At 63.9% G+C, this 18651-nt stretch carries 15 protein-coding genes; 12 read left to right on the top strand and 3 right to left on the bottom strand.

Annotated elements, in window-relative coordinates:
• Nucleotides 1-120 precede the first annotated feature (120 nt).
• Nucleotides 121-2655: an ATP-dependent helicase HrpB gene (gene hrpB / locus MPC4_RS00770; protein ID WP_425312408.1), complete on the top strand. Its 2535-nt coding sequence runs from the start codon at nt 121-123 to the stop codon at nt 2653-2655.
• 117 nt (nt 2656-2772) lie between these two features.
• Here the strand turns inward: hrpB and MPC4_RS00765 are convergent, their stop codons facing one another.
• Entirely contained in the window at nt 2773-4080 is a 1308-nt protein-coding gene (locus MPC4_RS00765; RefSeq protein ID WP_174510847.1) for a UDP-glucose dehydrogenase family protein, read from the bottom strand.
• 290 nt (nt 4081-4370) lie between these two features.
• Between MPC4_RS00765 and MPC4_RS00760 the strand changes: the two genes are divergently transcribed.
• From MPC4_RS00760 to MPC4_RS00725, 8 genes are all read left to right on the top strand, one after another.
• On the top strand, nt 4371-5804 hold the full coding sequence (locus tag MPC4_RS00760; RefSeq protein ID WP_174510846.1) for an FAD-dependent oxidoreductase: 1434 nt from the start codon (nt 4371-4373) through the stop codon (nt 5802-5804).
• Between the two features lie 9 nt (nt 5805-5813).
• On the top strand, nt 5814-7484 hold the full coding sequence (locus MPC4_RS00755; RefSeq protein ID WP_174510845.1) for a sensor histidine kinase: 1671 nt from the start codon (nt 5814-5816) through the stop codon (nt 7482-7484).
• Between the two features lie 433 nt (nt 7485-7917).
• The gene (locus tag MPC4_RS00750; protein ID WP_174510844.1) at nt 7918-9600 is read left to right on the top strand and encodes an FAD-dependent oxidoreductase; all 1683 of its coding nucleotides are present in this window, start codon (nt 7918-7920) and stop codon (nt 9598-9600) included.
• Between the two features lie 6 nt (nt 9601-9606).
• Entirely contained in the window at nt 9607-11319 is a 1713-nt protein-coding gene (locus MPC4_RS00745) for a cation:proton antiporter domain-containing protein (RefSeq protein WP_174510843.1), read from the top strand.
• 42 nt (nt 11320-11361) lie between these two features.
• Nucleotides 11362-12087, top strand: coding sequence for a phosphatase PAP2 family protein (locus tag MPC4_RS00740; RefSeq protein ID WP_174510842.1), 726 nt, complete (start codon nt 11362-11364; stop codon nt 12085-12087).
• Between the two features lie 52 nt (nt 12088-12139).
• Complete coding sequence (locus tag MPC4_RS00735; RefSeq protein WP_174510841.1) at nt 12140-13057, top strand: diacylglycerol/lipid kinase family protein; 918 nt, start codon at nt 12140-12142, stop codon at nt 13055-13057.
• Between the two features lie 34 nt (nt 13058-13091).
• Nucleotides 13092-13946: a metallophosphoesterase family protein gene (locus tag MPC4_RS00730; RefSeq protein ID WP_210253568.1), complete on the top strand. Its 855-nt coding sequence runs from the start codon at nt 13092-13094 to the stop codon at nt 13944-13946.
• A 197-nt stretch (nt 13947-14143) separates the two neighbouring features.
• Nucleotides 14144-14359 carry a CsbD family protein gene (locus MPC4_RS00725; RefSeq protein ID WP_174510840.1) on the top strand — a complete coding sequence of 72 codons (216 nt, stop codon included), beginning with the start codon at nt 14144-14146 and terminating at the stop codon, nt 14357-14359.
• Between the two features lie 65 nt (nt 14360-14424).
• Here MPC4_RS00725 and MPC4_RS00720 read toward each other — a convergent pair whose 3' ends face one another.
• Nucleotides 14425-14667 carry a hypothetical protein gene (locus MPC4_RS00720; protein WP_174510839.1) on the bottom strand — a complete coding sequence of 81 codons (243 nt, stop codon included), beginning with the start codon at nt 14665-14667 and terminating at the stop codon, nt 14425-14427.
• Between the two features lie 203 nt (nt 14668-14870).
• On the opposite strand from MPC4_RS00720, the gene MPC4_RS00715 reads away from it, so the two are divergent.
• The 3 genes from MPC4_RS00715 to MPC4_RS00705 all read left to right on the top strand — a co-directional run bounded on the left by MPC4_RS00715 (nt 14871) and on the right by MPC4_RS00705 (nt 17971).
• On the top strand, nt 14871-15281 hold the full coding sequence (locus MPC4_RS00715; RefSeq protein ID WP_174510838.1) for a DUF4399 domain-containing protein: 411 nt from the start codon (nt 14871-14873) through the stop codon (nt 15279-15281).
• Between the two features lie 130 nt (nt 15282-15411).
• Nucleotides 15412-16563, top strand: coding sequence for an FIST N-terminal domain-containing protein (locus MPC4_RS00710; protein ID WP_174510837.1), 1152 nt, complete (start codon nt 15412-15414; stop codon nt 16561-16563).
• On the top strand, nt 16550-17971 hold the full coding sequence (locus tag MPC4_RS00705) for an ATP-binding response regulator (protein WP_174510836.1): 1422 nt from the start codon (nt 16550-16552) through the stop codon (nt 17969-17971). Before MPC4_RS00710 ends, MPC4_RS00705 begins: the two co-directional genes overlap by 14 nt.
• Here MPC4_RS00705 and MPC4_RS00700 read toward each other — a convergent pair.
• Nucleotides 17959-18609, bottom strand: coding sequence for a LuxR C-terminal-related transcriptional regulator (locus MPC4_RS00700; RefSeq protein WP_134489946.1), 651 nt, complete (start codon nt 18607-18609; stop codon nt 17959-17961). The two genes, MPC4_RS00705 and MPC4_RS00700, sit on opposite strands and share 13 nt — an antisense overlap.
• Between the last annotated feature and the right edge of the window lie 42 nt (nt 18610-18651).

Here is an 18651-nt window from a genome sequence, read left to right as displayed (position 1 = left end):
TAGCTTTAATCAAAACCCGTTGATAGCGGGGAACGGCGCAATTTCCCGCCGCCGTGTCAACCCAGCCACACAGCCTAGCTCGCGGAGCTTGCGCCGCGCATGCTCCAATGCTGCGCCGCGATGGCGACGCTCTTGTCCGCCGCGCGCCAAACTGCGATCAGAACAGCCATGCCGAGCCCCGACGCGCTTCCCATCGACATCGTTCTTGACGAGCTTCGCGCCCATCTCGCCGCCCGGCCGAAGGCGGTCCTCGTCGCGCCGCCCGGCGCTGGCAAGACGACGCGGGTTCCGCTCGTTCTTCTCAACGAGCCCTGGCTCCGCGCCCAAAAGATCATCATGCTGGAGCCGCGCCGCATCGCCGCGCGGGCCGCCGCCGAACGCATGGCTTCGACGCTTGGCGAGCGCGTCGGCGAGACCATCGGGCTCAGGGTGCGCTCGCAAACGCAAGTTTCGAGCAGAACACGCATTGAAATCGTCACCGAAGGCGTTTTTGCGCGGATGATTCTCGGCGATCCGGCGCTTGCCGACGTCGGGCTCGTCATTTTCGACGAATTCCACGAGCGCTCCCTCGACGCCGACCTTTCGCTTGCGCTTTGCCTCGACGCCGCATCCGCGCTGCGCGAGGATTTGCGCATTCTCGTCATGTCGGCGACGCTCGATGGCGCGCGCGTGGCCGCGCTTCTCGACGACGCTCCGGTCATCCTCAGCGAAGGGCGCGCCTTTCCGATCGTCACCAGATATATCGGCCGAAGGCCCGGTGAGCGTATCGAGGCGGCGGTCGCCGCCGCGGCGCTGCGGGCGCTTTCCGAGGAAAGCGGCTCGATTCTGGCGTTTCTTCCGGGCCAGGGAGAGATCAATCGCGCCGCCGCGATAATCGCCGAGCGGCTGTCTGATCCCTCGATCGAGATTGCGCCGCTTTATTCGGCGATTGACCGCGCCGCGCAGGAGCGCGCCATCGCTCCGGTCAGGCAGCCGGCGCGAAAGATCGTGCTCGCGACCTCGATCGCCGAAACCTCACTAACCATCGAAGGCGTCAGGATCGTCATTGACTGCGGCCTGACGCGCGCCCCTCGTTTCGAACCCGACCGCGGCTTGACCTCTCTCGAAACCGTGCGCGTCTCGCGCGCCGCGGCCGACCAGCGCCGGGGCCGCGCCGGCCGCACGGAGCCCGGTGTCTGCTATCGTTTGTGGGAGGAGGCGGCGACCGGCGCGCTCGAGCCTTTCGCGCCGCCCGAGATCATGGCGGCCGACCTCTCCGGCCTTGTCCTCGATCTCGCCTCATGGGGCGTGCGCGATCCCTTGAGTCTGCGCTGGCTCGATCCGCCGCCGCTTCCCGCGTTGAAAGAAGCACGGGCGCTGCTGCGCGACATCGACGCCATCGACGCCGATGGCGCGCTGACCGGGGCGGGCAAGGCGATCGCGGGTCTCGCCCTGCCGCCGCGACTGGCCGCAATGGTCGTCGAGGCCGCGCGGCAGAAAAACGCTCTCGCCGGCGCCGAGATCGCGACGCTTCTCGTCGAACGCGGGCTAGGCGGAGATTCGCCCGATCTCGCGGTCAGGCTCGACCGCTTCCGGCGCGAACATTCGAGACGCGCGGAGGATGCGCGGCGGCTTGCGCAGAATTTTGCGCGCGAGGCCGGCGGCAGGAAGTCCTCGAACGCGGAGCCGGTCGACTGCGGAAAATGGCTCGCCTTCGCCTTTCCCGACCGGATCGCAAAGGCCCGCGGCGCTCCCGGCGAATTTTTGATGGCGAATGGCCGCGCCGCGATGTTGGAGCCGCATGAGGCCCTGGCGCGCGAAACGTTCCTTGCGATCGGCGAAATCGCGGGGCGCGCGGGCGCCGCCCGCATCAATGTCGCGGCGGCCCTGAGCGAGGCTGATCTTGAGGCCATTGCGCGAGACAGGATCAAAACGCAGGAAGAGGTCAGTTTCGACCGTGAGCGCAAGACTTTGCGCGCCCGCCGGCGGCGCAGGCTCGGCGCCCTCGTTCTCGCCGAGCAAAATCTACCGGTCCCGCCCGGCGAGGCCTCCGCGCGCATTCTCGCGGAAGGCATCGCCAATCTCGCGCCGGACGGCGCCGGCGTCGAGCAGCTTCCCTTCACAAAAGCGCTTGCGCAATGGCGTGATCGCGTCGCCTTCCTGCGCCGCGCCGAGCCGGATGATGATTGGCCGGACCTCTCCAATTCGGCGTTGGCGGAGAGCGTCGGGGAATGGCTCGCGCCCTTCATCGAGGGGCGCGTCAGCCTCGCCTCGATCACGGCCGATGATCTCGAAAAAGCGTTGAAGGCGCTGTTGCCCTGGAACATGCAGCGCCGCCTGGAGGAGGAAGCCCCGGCCCATTTTGAAACGCCTGCTGGATCGCGAATCGCCCTCGATTATGCGACGGAGGGCGGCCCGACCCTCGCCGTCCGCGTGCAGGAGCTTTATGGCCTCGCGAGCCATCCGGCCCTCGCGAGGGGCAAGGTCGCGCTGACCCTCGAATTGCTGTCGCCCGCCGCGCGGCCGATCCAGATCACCAAAGATCTGCCGACGTTCTGGCGCGGCTCCTGGGCGGCGGTGAAAGCCGAGATGAAAGGACGCTATCCGCGCCATCTCTGGCCGGACGATCCCGCCAGCGCCACGGCGACGACCAGGGCGAAGCCGCGCGGCAGTTGAGTTTTTCGCGGCTTCCGGAATTCTGAGGCGCCATCGGATCGATCAGAAATCGCTCCAGCTTCAAAAGCTTGAGCATATTTTTGTCGGTCAGATCGAACCAATCGGATCGAAATAGGCTTAGCCCCCCCGGCCGACGCCCGAATAGGTGAACTCCTTGCGCGCCATTTCGCCTGGGTCATAGATATTGCGCAGATCGATCATGATGGGCGCGCTCAGCAGCGATTTGACGCGTTCGAGATCGAGGGCCCGGAACTCGTCCCACTCCGTGATGATCACGAGAGCGTCGGCCTTTTCGCAGCAGCTGTAGGGATCATAGAAAAATGTCAGATCCTCAAGGATGAGGCGAGCCTGATCCATCCCCTCAGGATCGAAGACATTGACGCGCGCGCCGCCATCCTGCAGCGCCGTAATGATTGAAATCGCGGGCGAATCGCGCATATCATCGGTGTTCGGCTTGAATGTCAGGCCAAGCACGGCGATGGTTTTGCCGCGGACGGATCCGCCGAGGGCGGCGAACACTTTCCTCGCCATGGCGCGTTTGCGCTGATCGTTGACCGCCGCTACGATTTCGACAATTCGCACGGGCGAGCCGAAGTCCTGCGCCGTCTTGATCAGCGCCTGGGTGTCCTTCGGAAAGCAGGAGCCGCCGTAGCCCGGGCCGGCATGAAGGAATTTCGCGCCGATGCGGTTGTCGAGGCCGATGCCGCGCGCGACGTCCTGCACATTGGCGCCGACGCGCTCGCAGAGATCGGCGATTTCATTAATAAAGGTAATTTTCGTCGCAAGAAACGCATTGGCGGCGTATTTGGTGAGTTCCGAGGTGCGGCGGCTGGTGAAGACGAAGGGAGCGCGGTTGAGATAGAGGGGGCGATAGACCTCCTGCATGACCTGCTGGGCGCGTTCGTCCTCGACGCCTATCACGATGCGGTCGGGTCGTTTGAAATCGTCGATCGCCGCGCCCTCGCGCAGGAACTCAGGGTTCGAGACGACGGCGAATTCGGCGTCGGGGCGGGCCTCGCGAATGATGCGTTCGACCTCGTCGCCGGTGCCGACCGGCACTGTCGACTTGGTGACGACAACCGTGAAGCCTTTGAGACCCGCGGCGATGTCGCGCGCGGCCTGATAAACATAGCTCAGATCGGCATGGCCGTCGCCGCGACGCGACGGCGTGCCAACGGCGATGAAAACGGCTTCGGCTTCGCCGACCGCCTGAACGAGATCGGTTGAGAAGGAAAGCCGCTTATGGCGAACATTGTTTCCGACAAGCTCCGCCAGCCCCGGCTCGTAAATCGGCATCTTGCCGGCTTTCAGAGAATCGACCTTGCGAACATCGGAATCGATGCAAATGACGTTGTGTCCGAAGTCGGCGAGGCATGCCCCAGAAACGAGTCCCACATAGCCTGATCCGACCATTGCAATATGCATATCCCGCTCCAAAAATGGATCGTCGATGAACCGCTGTTCAAAAGCGATAGCACGACTAGAAGACGTCTTGAAGCAACCATAGGTTTGATTGCGACCGTAGCCAAATTGTCATTTTATCTTTCGATTGTGACCCGATTTCTTCGACGGCGGCCACTTTGATCTCAAAGTCGCCACGCCGTGCCTGCGAAATAGCCAAACCATGCGCGTCATCATCAAGCAGATCACCATGCGAATGAGCGAAGACATCTCGTCTAGGACGAAAATGCGGGCGCGAACAGGGGCGCATCATAATGAATGGTAACGAGGCCTTGCGCCCTGACCTTTGTATTCTGGGCGCGAGCGCCGCCGGCCTCGCCCTCGCCGCCGCCGCCGCCGCTCAAGGCCTTTCCGTCGTGATTGTTGGCAAGCCGATGGCGGCGGACCATCTCGCCGACATCGCCCCAGGCCAGGCTTTGCGGGCTTGCGGGGACCTCGCCGCGACGATCGGTCGCGCCGCGTATGGCACGGTCCCAGGCCGTCCGGCGTTTCAATTTTCGCGTGTGGCAGCGCACATCGCTCAGGTCGAAAAAGCGCTAGGGCCCCAGTATGCACAGGTCCGGCTCGAAGCCATGAATGTGAGCGTGCTCAAAGCTCCGGGACGATTCGTTCGGCCAGACGCCGTCGAGGCGGGAGGCCGGATCGTCACAGCGCGTCGCTTCGTCATCGCCGCCCCGGCGCAGATGCGGGCGCCCGCCATCCCAGGGCTCGATCTGATCCGGCCGCTAACGGCCACGGATCTTGCGCAGCTCGAAGCGCCGCCCGAGCGGCTGATCGTTCTTGGAGGCGATTCCCAAGGGCTCGCCGTCGCCCAGGGAGCGCGCCGCCTCGGCGCCGAGGTCGCAGTGGTTGCGCAAACCCGGATTTTACCCGGCGAGGACGCGGAGATCGTCGCCCCCTTGCGCACGCAATTGATGCGCGAAGGAGTGGTTCTGCGCGAAGCATCGAAAATTCTGCGCATCGAGCCCGATGGCGCACGGCTCCGCGTTTTCGTCACGGCGCTGGCCACGGACGAGACGGAGGGCGAGATCGAAACCCTCGAGGGGTCGCATCTGCTTCTCGCCCTCGGCGCCTCCCCCGCGCTCGAGGGTCTCGGCCTCGCGGCGGCGGGCGTGCGATTTGACGCGGGCGGCGTCGAGGTCGACGCCAATCTGCGCAGCAGCAACCGCCGCGTCTACGCGATCGGCGCGACGACCGGCGACGCCGAATGCGAAGCCCGTCAGATCCTTCGCCATATCCTCGCCTTTGCGTCCTGGTTTCCTGCCGGGCGGCGGCGAACGCCGCGCGTGCGCGCCGCATGGACCGACCCGCAGGTCGCTTCCACAGGGCTGTCGGAGGCCGAGGCGCGTCGGCGGGCGCGTCGCATCCGCGTGCTGCGGTGGCCCTATGCGGCAACCGACAGAGCCCAGATCGAGGGAGCGACAGGAGGCCATGTGAAACTCGTCACATCGGCCGCCGGCCGCATTCTTGGCGCGGCGATCGTCGGACCGGGGGCCGGGGAGTTGATCAACCTTTATACGCTCTCCATATGCAAGGGGATGTATGCCTCCGATCTAGCCTCGATCCCGCTGCCCTATCCGTCCTTCTCCGAAGCGGCGCGGGCGGCCGCGCTCGCTTTCGAAGCCCGCCGGCCTCCAGCGGCGTGGCGGTTTTTGCGCCTCCTGCGCCTCTTGCGCCGATCGACATAGGCGATTTTGATGAGCGACTTCGCAATGCCTCCCAACGCCAAACCGGACTCGCTCGGAGCCCCGCAGGGCGAGAGAGCGGATGCGGCGCGCCCCGGCGTCGCCAAAAAGGCGCGCCGTCATTTCAGCTTCGGGCTGTCGACGCGCGTACTGGTGCTGAACACAGCTTTTGTCATGATCGCCGCGACGATGGTCTATCTGCCGGGGCTTACCATCTATCGTGAGAACTGGCTGCGTAATCGCCTCAGCGCCGCCTATACCGCCGCTCTCGTGCTGGAAGCGGCGCCGAGCGCGATGGCGCCGCCGGCGCTGTCACTCCAGCTGCTGGACAGCGTCGGCGCGCGGGTGATCGTGCTCGACATGCATGGAACGAAGCGGATCCTCGCCGCGTCGGACCTGCCGCCCGCCGTCGACGCCGTTTATGATCTGCGCAATCCGTCGTTCGGCGATTCCTTCATGCACGCGATCGAGACGATGCTGGCCCCGAAGGGACGCGTCATCACCATTCTTGGCGAGGCTCCGATGGGCGGCGAGGCTGTCGCCATCACTATGGACGAACAGCCCCTGAAACGCGGCATAGCGGCCTATTCGCGGCGGCTTCTGGCGATGACCCTCGTCATGTCCGCGATCGTCGCCAGCCTCGCCACTATTGCGGTCAACGTCATGGTGCTGCGCCCGATGCGGCGCCTCACCACCAATCTCACGCAATTCGGGGCGGATCCCGAGAATGCGGCCCGCATCATCGTGCCGTCCGGGCGGCAGCATGAAATCGGACAGGCCGAGGCGGCTCTCGCCGTGATGCAGGAATCGCTCGTGCGCGAGCTCAATCATAAGAAGCATCTCGCCGCCCTTGGCCTTGCCGTCGCCAAGATCAATCATGACATGCGCAATATGCTGTCGTCCGCCCAATTGCTGTCGGACCGTCTGGCCAATGTCACCGATCCCCTGGCTCAAAGAATTGCGCCAAAACTGGTCGCGACGCTCGACCGCGCCATCCGCTTCTGTCAGGCGACGATGACCTATGGCCGCGCCGTCGATGAGCCGCCGAAGTTGCGCCGCTTCTCCCTGCGTCCGCTCGTCGACGAGGCTGTCGAAAGCGTCACGCCGCAAGCCGGCTGCCATATCGAAATCGTTAATGCGGTGCCCGAGGGCGTCGAGATAGACGCCGACGCCGAGCAGATGTTCCGGGTGCTCGTCAATCTCATCCGCAACGGAGCGGAAGCGCTGCAGGGCGCAGGTCCTTCCCCCGGGTGGCCGGCGCGCGTGCGCATTTTGGCGCGTGAAGAAGCCTGCGCTCCCGACGCCGACGGCGACGCGCGGCTGAGCGAAACGCAAAAGGACAGGTTCGCAAGCGTCAGTCAGGATCGCACGCAAATAGTGATCGAGGTCGCCGATACCGGCCCCGGCGTTCCCCTCGCCGCGCGCGCAAAGCTCTTTTCCGCGTTCAGCTCGGGACGCGCCGGCGGAACCGGGCTTGGCCTCGTCATCGCATCCGATCTCGTTCGCGCGCATGGCGGCTCGCTGACGCTGGCGTCGACGAGCGCGGTGGGCGCAAACGCCGCCGAAGAATATCCGGGCGCTCGTTTCCTCATCACCCTGCCTGACGCGGCGGCGGGAGCCGAGGGCGATGTCGCGCCCGAAGCCGCGAAAGGCTCATCGGCTTTCGAGCGCTGGGCCTCTTGAAGCGATGATCGACGGCCGGCGTCAAAGCCGCGGGCTCTTGTCCGCGGCGGCTGATGCTTTAAGTTCACGGGCGCAAAAGGAGGAACCGGCGTAAGCGGAAGGATTTGGCGTGGTCATTCAAGAAAAGGCGACATCCGATCAACCGCTTGCGCCAGAGCATATTCCGGTCAGATCGGTTCGATCTGACCGGAATATGCTCAAGCTTTTGAATATGGAGCGATTTCTGATCGATCGAATGGATCCATTCGATCGAAAAGCGCTCCAGGGCATGACGTCGAAAAGCGGGAATCGGTTTTCGGACGCCTTCATCTCTAACTTGTTGATGATAGACGGATTTGAGCCTTTGGACGGAAACGCGTTGTGATTGCGTCCAAAGTCATCCGCCGCAAAGATCCGCCGCCAACCGTCTTCGCCTTGCACCAGGAGAGCGCGTTTGAATCTCGAACCTGCGAACGCCGCGTCCGAAACCGGGCTCACGGTCGATCCGACCGATCCTTATGAGCGCGAAGCCCAGACCTTTCCGCGGCTGACGCCTGAACAAATCGCGCGCGCGGCGACGTTCGGCGCAGAGGAAACTCTGCCCGCCGGCGCGGCTTTATACGAACGCGGCGAGCGCGGCGTCGATTTTTTTATCGTCCTTGAAGGCAAAATAGAAATCCTCGACCATAGCGAAGACTGCGCGCCGACCGTCTTCATCGCCCTGAGCGAACGTCAGTTCACCGGCGAGCTTAACCTCTTCAACGAGCGTGAGGCTCTGGTCAGCGCCAGGACGGCCGTGGAAAGCCGGCTGATCCGCGTCAAACGCGCAGATTTCCGTCGCCTCGCTTCAGCCGAGACGGACATCGCCGAGATCATGATGCGCGCCTTCATCCTTCGGCGCGTCGGCATGATCCGGCATGGGCGCGCGGCGGTCGTGCTCATTGGCCAAACGCATGACGGCGATAAAATCCGCCTGCAGCGATTTTTGACGCGCAACGGCTATCCGCACCGGGTCCTCGACGTCGACGCGGATGCCGAGGCCGGCGAGTTCCTCGATTGCTTCGAGATCGGCAAGGCTCACATGCCCGTCGTGATCGATGTGCGCCATCAGGTGCTGCACAACCCCTCAAACGCGGCGCTGGCGGATGCGCTCGGCCTCACCGAGACGATCGATCCGCAACGCGTGCATGACGTCATCGTGGTCGGCGCCGGCCCCGGCGGCCTCGCCGCCGCCGTCTATGCCGCATCCGAGGGGCTGGACACGCTGGTGATCGAGGGTGAGGCCCCCGGCGGACAGGCCGGAACGAGCTCAAGAATCGAGAATTATCTCGGCTTTCCAACCGGCATCTCGGGTCAGGCACTGGCCGGCCGCGCTCAGGTTCAGGCGCAGAAATTCGGCGCGAAGCTGGCGATTTCGCGCGAAGTCGCTGGAATCGACTGTGCGAGAAACCCGTTCGTCCTCCGGCTCGCCGGCGGCGGCGAGGTCCGCACCGAAACCCTGATCATCGCCTCCGGCGCGCGCTATCGCAAACTTGACGTTGAGGATTACGACCGCTTCGAGGGGCATGGCGTTCATTATGCCGCGACGGCGATGGAGGCCAAGCTCTGCGAAGGCGAGGAAGTCGTCGTTGTCGGAGGCGGCAACTCTGCCGGTCAGGCCGCGGTTTTCCTCGCGCGCCAGACCGCGCATGTGCACATGATCGTCCGCGCGCGCGACCTTGCGTCGACGATGTCCTATTATCTCATCGAGCGAATCCTCGCCTCGCCCCGCATCACGCTGCGCACGCAGACGGAGATCAGCCGCCTGCAGGGCGGGGACAGATTAAGCGCCATCACCTGGACGCATCAGGAGAGTGGCGAAAGCAAGACCCTGGCGATCGCGAATATGTTTGTGATGATCGGCGCGGCGCCGAACACGGGATGGCTCAATGGTTGCTTGACGCTGGACGGCAAGGGTTTCGTTGCGACCGGAGCCGCCGCCGGCTTGACGGGCTCGCCTTACGCGACGTCGCAGCCGGGAATCTTCGCGGTCGGCGACGTTCGGGCCGGTTCGACCAAGCGGGTCGCCTCCGCCGTCGGCGAAGGATCGGTCGTCGTCTCCGATGTTCATCGCTACCTCGAAGCCAAGCGGGGCTGATCGACCATGGATCATATGCACACCATTCTTCAGTCCCTGGCCCCGGTGGTCCTGCTGCTATTGTTCGGCGTCGTCGCCGCCATCGCGTGCCGTGCGGCGAAGCTAAGCCCGATCGTCGGCTATCTCGCGCTCGGGGTGGCGCTGAGGGCGAGCGGGGTCGAGCCCTTGCACACAAGCTCGACCGTGGCGCTTTTGTCGGAACTCGGCGTCGTCTTTCTTCTGTTCGACATCGGCCTGCATTTTTCCCTGAAGCATATCCGCGAGCAGGCGCGCGACATTTTCGGCTTTGGGCCGGTGCAGGTGCTTCTCGGCACTCTTGGCCTTGGCCTTCTCGCCATGCTGATCGGCGTCGCGCCGCTGCCAGCGTTTCTGCTCGGCGCGACGCTGGCGCTGTCCTCGACCGCCGTCGTCGCCGCCATGATCGCCGAGCGGCGCCAGCAGAATTGCCCGGTCGGCATGACCGCCACCGCCATTCTGATCTTTCAGGACGTCGCCGCGATCTTTCTGTTGATCATCGTCAACGCCTTGAACGGCGACGGCGGTCCATTGGCGCCTCAACTCGCCATGGCGGTCGTTAAAGCATTGATCGCCTTCGGCGTCGCCTATGTGCTGGCGCGGCTTGTGGTGCGGCCCCTGTTCGACCTCATCGCCCGCACCGAGAATGAAGAAGTGTTCACCGCGAGCGCGCTGCTCGTCGTGCTCGCCGCAAGCTGGGCGACGGGTTCGATCGGGCTCTCCCTGACGCTTGGCGGCTTTCTTGGCGGCATGATCATCGCCGAGACGCCCTACCGGCCGATCATCCAGTCCGAGACCAAGCCGTTCCGCAATCTGCTGCTGAGCTTTTTCTTTATTTCGGTCGGTCTTTCGCTGGATCTTGCCTCGCTGGGCCAGCATTGGGGCGCCGTCATCGCCGTCACCATCCTTTTCATCGCGGTCAAGATCGCGACCAACGCCGCCTCGAGCCTGATTTTTCGCTGGTCGGCTCCGGGATCCATGCAACTCGGCTTTCTTCTTGCTCAAGGGTCTGAATTTGCTTTCGTGATCCTCAGCCTTCCGGCGATGCGCCTGCTCGTCGGCGATCAGGTCGCCTCGATCGTCATCGCCGCCGTCGCCGTCAGCCTCGCGCTGACGCCGGCGCTCGCAAAATCCGGACGCAAGATCGCCGGTAAAATGCGGGCTCGCCGCAAGACCAAGGACGAGCGCGAGACGCTGGAGCGCGAACTCGCGGCTCCCGTGCTGATCGTCGGCATGGGGCCGGTCGGGCGCACAGTCGCCGACGCCCTGACCGAATTCGAGATCAATTACTCTTCCATCGAAAAGGATCAAAAGACCTTCGCCGACGCCAACGCCGACGGTTATTCGGTCGTGTTTGGCGACGCCGCCGATCCGCGTATCTGGGAGCCCCTCGGCATGCACGATCGCAAGATCGTCGTCATCACGGCGCCCGCGATCGAGGTGTCGCGCGAACTGACGCCCCTTGCGGCGCGGGCGTTTCCTCATATCAGGCGCTTCGCCGCCATCGCCAAGCCGGCCGAGCGCGAGGCTTACGAGATGGCCGGCGTCATTCCCGTCGTCGACGATAGCGTTCCCCCCGGTCTCGACGTCGGCGCGGCGGTGCTGCGCGAACTCGGCATCGACGACGCGGCGATTGAAAATTGGCGCGAGTCGCAGCAATCGCGCACGGCGGACGCGCTCGCCACCGCCGAGGCGGCGGAGTAGCGTGGACAGCGGATTTAACCGCCACGCCTCACGAAAAATCTCATGCCGGCATTGAAAAGAATCGGGACGGCGATCGAACGGACCGGCTTTCAGCCGCTCATCGCTCTCTTCTGCCTCTCGAGCGCGCTGGTCTTCGCCCATCTCGTCGAGGAGGTCGCGGAGGGCGGAACGGCGGCCTCGGACCGCGCGATTCTGCTCGCCTTCCGGACGGCGAAAGACCCTTCGATCCCGATTGGCCCGCCCTGGCTGCTGCAATCGGCGATCGACATCTCCGCTCTCGGCGGCTTCACCGTCATCTGGTTTCTGACCATCGCCGCCAGCGGCTTTTTGATCCTTGCCAGGCGCTGGCGCGCGCTTTTCATTCTGCTCGCCGCGATCGGCGGCGCCTCCTTGCTCAACACCGCGCTGAAACTCAGCTTTCATCGCGAAAGGCCCGAAATCGCCGCGCATCTGGCGCAGAGCTGGAGCGCCAGCTTTCCGAGCGGACATGCGATGATATCGGCGGCGGCCTATATGACCATCGCCGCGATTCTGGCGCAGACGCAGACCTCGAAGGCGGTGCGCATCTATCTTGTCTCCCTTGCCGTGCTCGTGACGATGCTGATCGGCGTCAGCCGGATCTATCTCGGCGTCCATTGGCCTTCCGATGTCGCCGCCGGTTGGAGCGCCGGCGCCGCCTGGGCGCTCTGCTTCTGGATCATCACGCGAAAGGCGGCGCCGGAAACGAAGGACGCCGAGGCGGCGCTTCAGAAGGACGCTGGCGGCTGACCTCCGCCGCGCGATCGAGGGAACGCAAGCTGCGGCAATGCATTCTCACGCCATGAACGCTGAGACGCTGCCAAACCGGGACGCCGAGCCGTTCGCCTCGCCACGCTTCAGGCGCATCGCCGTGGTCGTGAACACCGCCGGGGGCGGCGTCGGACCAGACGCCGCTGCTGAAATGGAAGCGATCCTCGCGCACTCGGGGGCGGAGCTTCATCTCGCGAGCGTCGAGCCAAAAGACATAGACGCCGCCGTTCGCGCCGCCGTCAAGACTCTGCCGGATCTCCTCGTCACGCTGGCGGGAGACGGCACCGCGCGCCTGGCGGCCGAGCTTTGCGGCCCGGACGGCCCGCTGCTCGCCCCCCTTCCCGGCGGCACCATGAACATGCTGCCCCATGCGCTTTACGGCGAACGGGACTGGCGTCAGGCGCTGGCCAGCGCCTTGAGCACGGGACTCGCCCAGCCGTTTCCGGGCGGAACCGTCAGCGGCCGTCCTTTTTACGTAGCCGCCATCCTCGGCGCTCCCGCGCTCTGGGCGCCGGCGCGCGAGGCTGTGCGATATGGAAATCTGAAGCGCGCATTTCTCTATGCCCGGCGCGCGCTTGCGCGCGCCTTTACCGGCAGGCTGAGCTTTGAACTGGATCAAGGACCGCGCGTCAAAGCCGAAGCGCTCATGCTCATTTCGCCGCTCATTTCAGAGCTCTGCCCCGACCATTCCGCGCTCGAGGCGATCGCGCTCGATCCACGTCATGCGCTCGAGGCCTGCCGCATCGGCGTCAGTGCGCTGCTTGGCGATTTTCGAAGCGATCCCGCGGTGAGCGCGCAGTTTTGCCGTGGCGGCCGCGCCTTCTCGCGACGTCCGATCCCCTGTCTGCTCGACGGCGAATTACATCGACTGGATCGAGAGGTCGAATTCAAATTCTTGCCCCGCGCTTTTCGCGCGCTCGTTCCGGCGCCGGACGCGCGCCCTCATTGAGGCGCGCCCGAACTTGCAAAGGCGGGACGCGTCCGTGACCCTGCGCATCATTCACCTCAGCGATCCGCATTTTGGCTGTGAGAACGCGGCTGCGGTAGAGGCCGCCATCGCGAGTGCAAACGCCTGTGCGCCGGATCTGACGATTATATCCGGCGACCTTACATTGAATGGCCGATCCCTTCAGTTCAAGGCCGCGAGCCTCTGGCTGAAACGCCTGCCGCAGCCGCAGATCGTGACGCCGGGCAATCATGACGTGCCTTATTGGAACCTCGCGCTGCGCTTTTTCGCCCCCTTCTCACGCTACCGGCGCTTCATCGGCGAGCCGCTGAAGACGGCGGCCGATCTGCCGGGCCTCACTGTCAGAAGCCTCAACACCGCGCGCGGCGCGCAGCCAAGGCTCGACTGGTCCAAGGGCGCGATCAATCTCGCCGCGGTCGAGGCCGCGGCGCAAATGAGAACCTCGACGAAGACGCTGAAGGTTCTTGTCTGTCATCATCCTCTTCTCGATCCTTTTGCCGGGACGAACACCGCCGTGGTGACCGGCGCGGTTCATCGCGGCGGCGCGGCCGCGCGCGTGCTCGCGGAAGCTGGCGTCGACCTCATTCTCAGCGGCCACGTGCATAATCCCTTTGTCTTTGCGCTGCCTTTCGCGCAAGGGCGCAGCTATGCGATCGGGGCCGGCACTTTGTCGCGCCGAACGAGGGGGCGGGCCGCCGGATTTTCTGTGATTGAGGCCGACGCCGAGACGATCAAGGTCACGGCGATGGAATGGTCCGGCTCGCAATTTCACCCCGCGACGGTCTGGCGCCTGCCGCGACGCACGGAAGCCGCGCAAGCGGAAGCTCTCCATATAAATGGCGCGGCATTGCCCATCTGTGGCGAGAAATAGCCGCCCATCTTCATAGCACTTCCAAGCATTCGTCCGCATCGTTGGATGTGAAACGCTCTGCCTGCCGCTAGTTTCAAAACGTATTGATCAGGGTCATTTTGTGAATTTCTTACCAGCAGTAAAGTGGAACTCTCGATAGCAAAGCGCGTTTCTCGCACGGCCGATCTGATGGCCGTTTTTCTTCAAGGAGATCAGCAATGAGCGGCACCAAAGACAAGATCGCCGGCCTCGCCAATGAGGCCGCCGGAAATGTCAAGCAGGGCGTCGGCAAGGCCATCGGCTCCGAAAAGCTGGAGGCTGAAGGCATCGTGCAGGAGACCAAAGGTCACGTTCAGCAGGCGGTGGGCGATGCCAAGAACGCGGTCAAGGAAGGCGCCAATAAAGTCGCCGACGCGGTCAATAAAAAGCTCTGATCGCGCCTGTCGTTTCATGCGAAGGGCCGGCCCGCAGGGGCCGGCCCTCATTCTAAGTGCGGCTGTTATCTTGAGAAATTGCCCGGCCCCTCAGGATGGGCGGGATCGGCGCCAAGGCCCATGCGTCCGCGCGTTCCCGAGCAATCATAGGCCGCCCGATCCTGGGACTGCGCGGAATAACCCGGCTGGCAATCATCGCGCGGCGCATCATTTGGCTGGGGCGGCGGCGGAGCGTTGGTCTGCGCGAGAGACGGGAAGGGCGCGGCAAGGGCCGCGACCGCCAGAAGCATTACGCTGAGCGTTTTCATGTCCAGTTCCCCGTCAAGGATACGCTTGCTACTTTGGTTCTGCGCCGTTTCTAGTGCGTTTCCAGCGTTTCGGCCATCGCCAGCTTGCATCGAATGAATTGATTTTCTCCATGCGAGGCGGTTTGATCGCGCCGGTTTCATTTGCTGGAGGCCAGATATTGCGCCAAGCTTGCGTACTGCAACTCACCGTCCAGAGAGCCTCAATGAAACATATCGCATCGATCGGGCTCGCCGCCTGTCTGAGCCTTGGCGTCGGCGCCTCGTTTTTGTACGCCGCAAGCCCGCGCGTTTTTTTCATCGAGCCGCAGGATGGCGCCGTCGTCATCAGCCCCTTCAAGGTGAAATTCGGCCTCGAAGGGTTCGCCCTGAAGCCCGCGGGCGATGCGACCCCGGATAGCGGACACCACCATCTGATCATCGACGGCGGCCCCGTGCCCAAAGACGAGATCATCCCGGCGAACGAAAAATCGATCCATTTCGGCAAGGCCCAGACCGAAACGCAACTGACGCTGCCGCCTGGCAAGCACACGCTCACTCTGCAGTTCGGCAATGGCGGCCATTTGTCCTACGGGCCGGCTCTCAGCTCCACGATCACCGTTGACGTGAAGCCATAGCCGGCGCCGACCGCGCCGGAAAAGATCAATTTCGTCCAAAGCCTTCATGCGGTAAAAGCAACGACGGGCCGCCGATTGAGGCTGCGGCCCCCGGCCTTCTACGAAACCGCCGAACGGAAGGGGACGACCAGTGGCTGCGCGCTGCGTCATAAAGCGCGGGTTTTCGACCGCGCCCGATCCGCTGACGGCGGTGCGCGAATTCAGCGAGGCGATCGCCCAGCCCGATATCGGCCTTATCGTCTTCTTCTGCTCCATCAGCTTCGACCTCGCTATACTGGAGCCGGAGCTGCGGCGGGCGTTCGAGGGGATTCATGTCATTGGCTGTACGACGTCGGGGGAAATCGCGCCCATCGGCTATGTCGACGGGTCGATCACAGGCTTCAGCATCGCCGCCTCGCACTGCCGCGCCGCCAGCGTCGGAATCGAAAACCTCTCACAATTCCAGATGTCCGACGGCCACGCGGCGACGCAACAGCTTGTCGCGGCGATGAACGAAAAAGGCTTGACCCTCGATCCCAAAGACACCTTCGCGATGCTGCTGATCGACGGCATGTCCGGCAATGAAGAAGTCGTCCTCGCCTCGATTCATCTTCTGATGGAAATGGCGCCGCTGCTCGGCGGCTCGGCGGGAGACAATTTGCGCCTCACCGGAGCTTTCATCTATTTCGACGGCGCCTTCCACCGCGACGCCGCGCTTCTGACAGCGATCAAGATCAACGCGCCCTTTCGCATCGTCAAATGCCAGCATTTCATCGGTTCCGACATGCGCATGGTGGTGACCAGGGCCGATCCGCTGAAGCGCAAGGTCTTTGAGCTGAACGGCGAGCCGGCCGCGCGCGAATATGCGCGGATTCTCGGCCTTTCCGAACTCACGCTGACGCCGGCGATCTTTTCCGAATTTCCTCTGATGGTGAAGGTTGGCGGGGATTTCCACGTGCGCTCCATCCAGGCGGCGCATTTCGACGAAAGCCTGACATTTTTCTGCGCGATCGATGAAGGCGTCGTCCTGCGTCTGGCGCAAAGCGAGGCCGTCCTACAAAACCTCGAGGCCTTCTTTCAGTCCGTGAAGGAGACGCTCGGGCCGCCGGAGCTCATCATCGGCTTCGATTGCATCCACCGAAGCCTGGCGCTCGAAAAGACGCAAACGAAGCATCTCGCCAGCGAGCTTCTCGCCGCCAACAATGTGATCGGCTTTAGCACTTACGGCGAACAATTTTCAGGCATGCACCTCAACCAGACTTTCACCGCCATCGCCATCGGGACGCCCTATGACGCAGATTGACATTGGCCGCGATAACCGGGATGCGCGCCTCTCGCCGGAGAGCGAAGCCGACCGGCTTCGCGCCGAGGTCGCCAAGCTGCGCAAGATCAACAATGTGCTGATGGACCGCGTCGAAAACGACATGAGCGCAAAGGGCGCCAATGCTTTCACGCTGTTCCAGGCGGCGATTACGCTCGAAAACAGGGTCGTCGAGCGGACCGCCGAGCTGACGCATCTGACGCATCAGCTGTTTCAGCAGATTTCCGAGCGCTGCGCCGCGGAGAAAGCGCTGCTGCTCGCCAAGGGCGAAGCCGAAAAAGCCAATTTGAGCAAGACACGTTTTCTCGCCGCGGCGAGTCACGACCTGCACCAGCCCCTGAACGTCGCCCGCCTGTTTCTCGGCATGCTGGCGGAGCATATCGAGACGCCGCATGGGCGCGAACTCGTCGGCGGCGTTGAGGCGGCGCTAGACACCGTCGATGAATTGTTGCGCGCGCTGCTTGATATCTCGCGCCTTGACGCCGGCGTCTGGCCCGTCGAGATCACGACTTTCCGGATCCAGCCATTGCTCGACCGGCTGCGGCAGGACTATCAGCCCCAGGCCGAAGCTGTCGGCCTCTGCCTGCGGGTCGCGCCGAGCAGCGCCGTCATTCGCAGCGACCGCCTGCTGTTGGAGCGCGTGCTGCGCAACTTCGTCAGCAACGCGCTCCGCTATACGGCGCAGGGTTCGATCCTGATTGGTTGCCGGCGGCGCGGCGAAGATGTCGCGATCGAAGTGCTTGATACCGGAATCGGCATAGCGAGCACCCACCTCGAACTGATTTTCGAGGAGTTCAAGCAACTCGGCGCCTCCGCGCGCGAGAATGAGCGCGGCCTTGGCCTCGGTCTTGCCATCAGTCAGCGCATCGCGCGCCTGATCGACGCGAAGATAGCGGTTGCGTCTACGCCCGGACGCGGCTCGGCTTTCACGATTTCCGCCAAGGCCGGAGCCGGCCCCGCTGTCGCGGAGGATGAAAAGCGCCAGATCGATCCGGCGGCGCTGGCCGGCCGCTGCGTCGTCCTGATCGACAATGACATGCAAGTGCGCAACGCGCTGGGATCGCTGCTGCGGTCATGGCAATGCGTGACGATCACGGCCCGCTCGGCCGCCGACGCGAGCGAAGCTCTGCGCGCGGCGCGAAAAATCCCGCACATCATTATCGCCGACTATCATCTCGACGGCGACGCTCTCGGAACCGACGCGGTCGCTGCCCTTCGCGCCGAATTTGGCGAGGACGCCGGGGCGCTCATCATTTCGAGCGACGTGCGCGAGGAGCTGAAGCGCGGTCTGAAAGAAAAAGGGCTCAGCTTTCTCGCCAAGCCGACGGCTCCGATGAAGCTTCGCGCCATGCTCTCCGCTCTGGCGGCGCGGCGGGATCAGCTGAGGTGATGCGGAAGCAGGGAGCGCTCGCGCTGGAATGCGACGATCGCCTGAGTGCGCGTCGCAACGCCAAGCTTGCGGAAAATCGTCGTGATGTGAACCTTCACGGTGAGATCGCTGATCGATAGCTCCCGCGCGATCTCCTTGTTCGATTTGCCCTCCGCGAGGAGGCCCAGCACGGCGAGCTGGCGCGGCGTCAACGGATCGATATCAGCCGATGCGCCGCGCTTTTGCGCGCATTTTTCATCACTGAGGCTTCCCCCCGGCACATAAACGCCGCCATCAAGAACCGTCTTCAGCGCCGCGGCGAGGGCCTCGAGGGATGAGGATTTCGGAATAAAGCCGGCGGCGCCGCAGTTCAGGGCCTGCGCCACGATGCCGTCATCGAAAAGCGCGGAGATGACGACGACAGGGGTGGCGGGCGCAAGATTTCGAATCCCGACAAGCTCCGGCAAGCCGGTCATGCCTGGCATGCAGAGATCGAGCAGGATCAAATCGACCTCTTCATTTTCCAGCACGCCGAATAATTGCGCCCGGTCGGCCGCCTCAAGGCAGATGAGGTCGTCTGGCGGCAGCAGGGAACTCATCACCTCGCAAAGGGCGCGGCGCAAAACCGGATGATCGTCAGCAATCAATATCTTCGACATCGGATTTCGCGCCCTCTCCTGATCTTGGCTTATTGCCGCGTC

It is taken from the genome of Methylocella tundrae (assembly GCF_901905185.1).
GTDB classification, from domain to species: Bacteria; Pseudomonadota; Alphaproteobacteria; order Rhizobiales; family Beijerinckiaceae; genus Methylocapsa; species Methylocapsa tundrae.
This window is presented reverse-complemented; position numbering and strand designations above follow the sequence as displayed.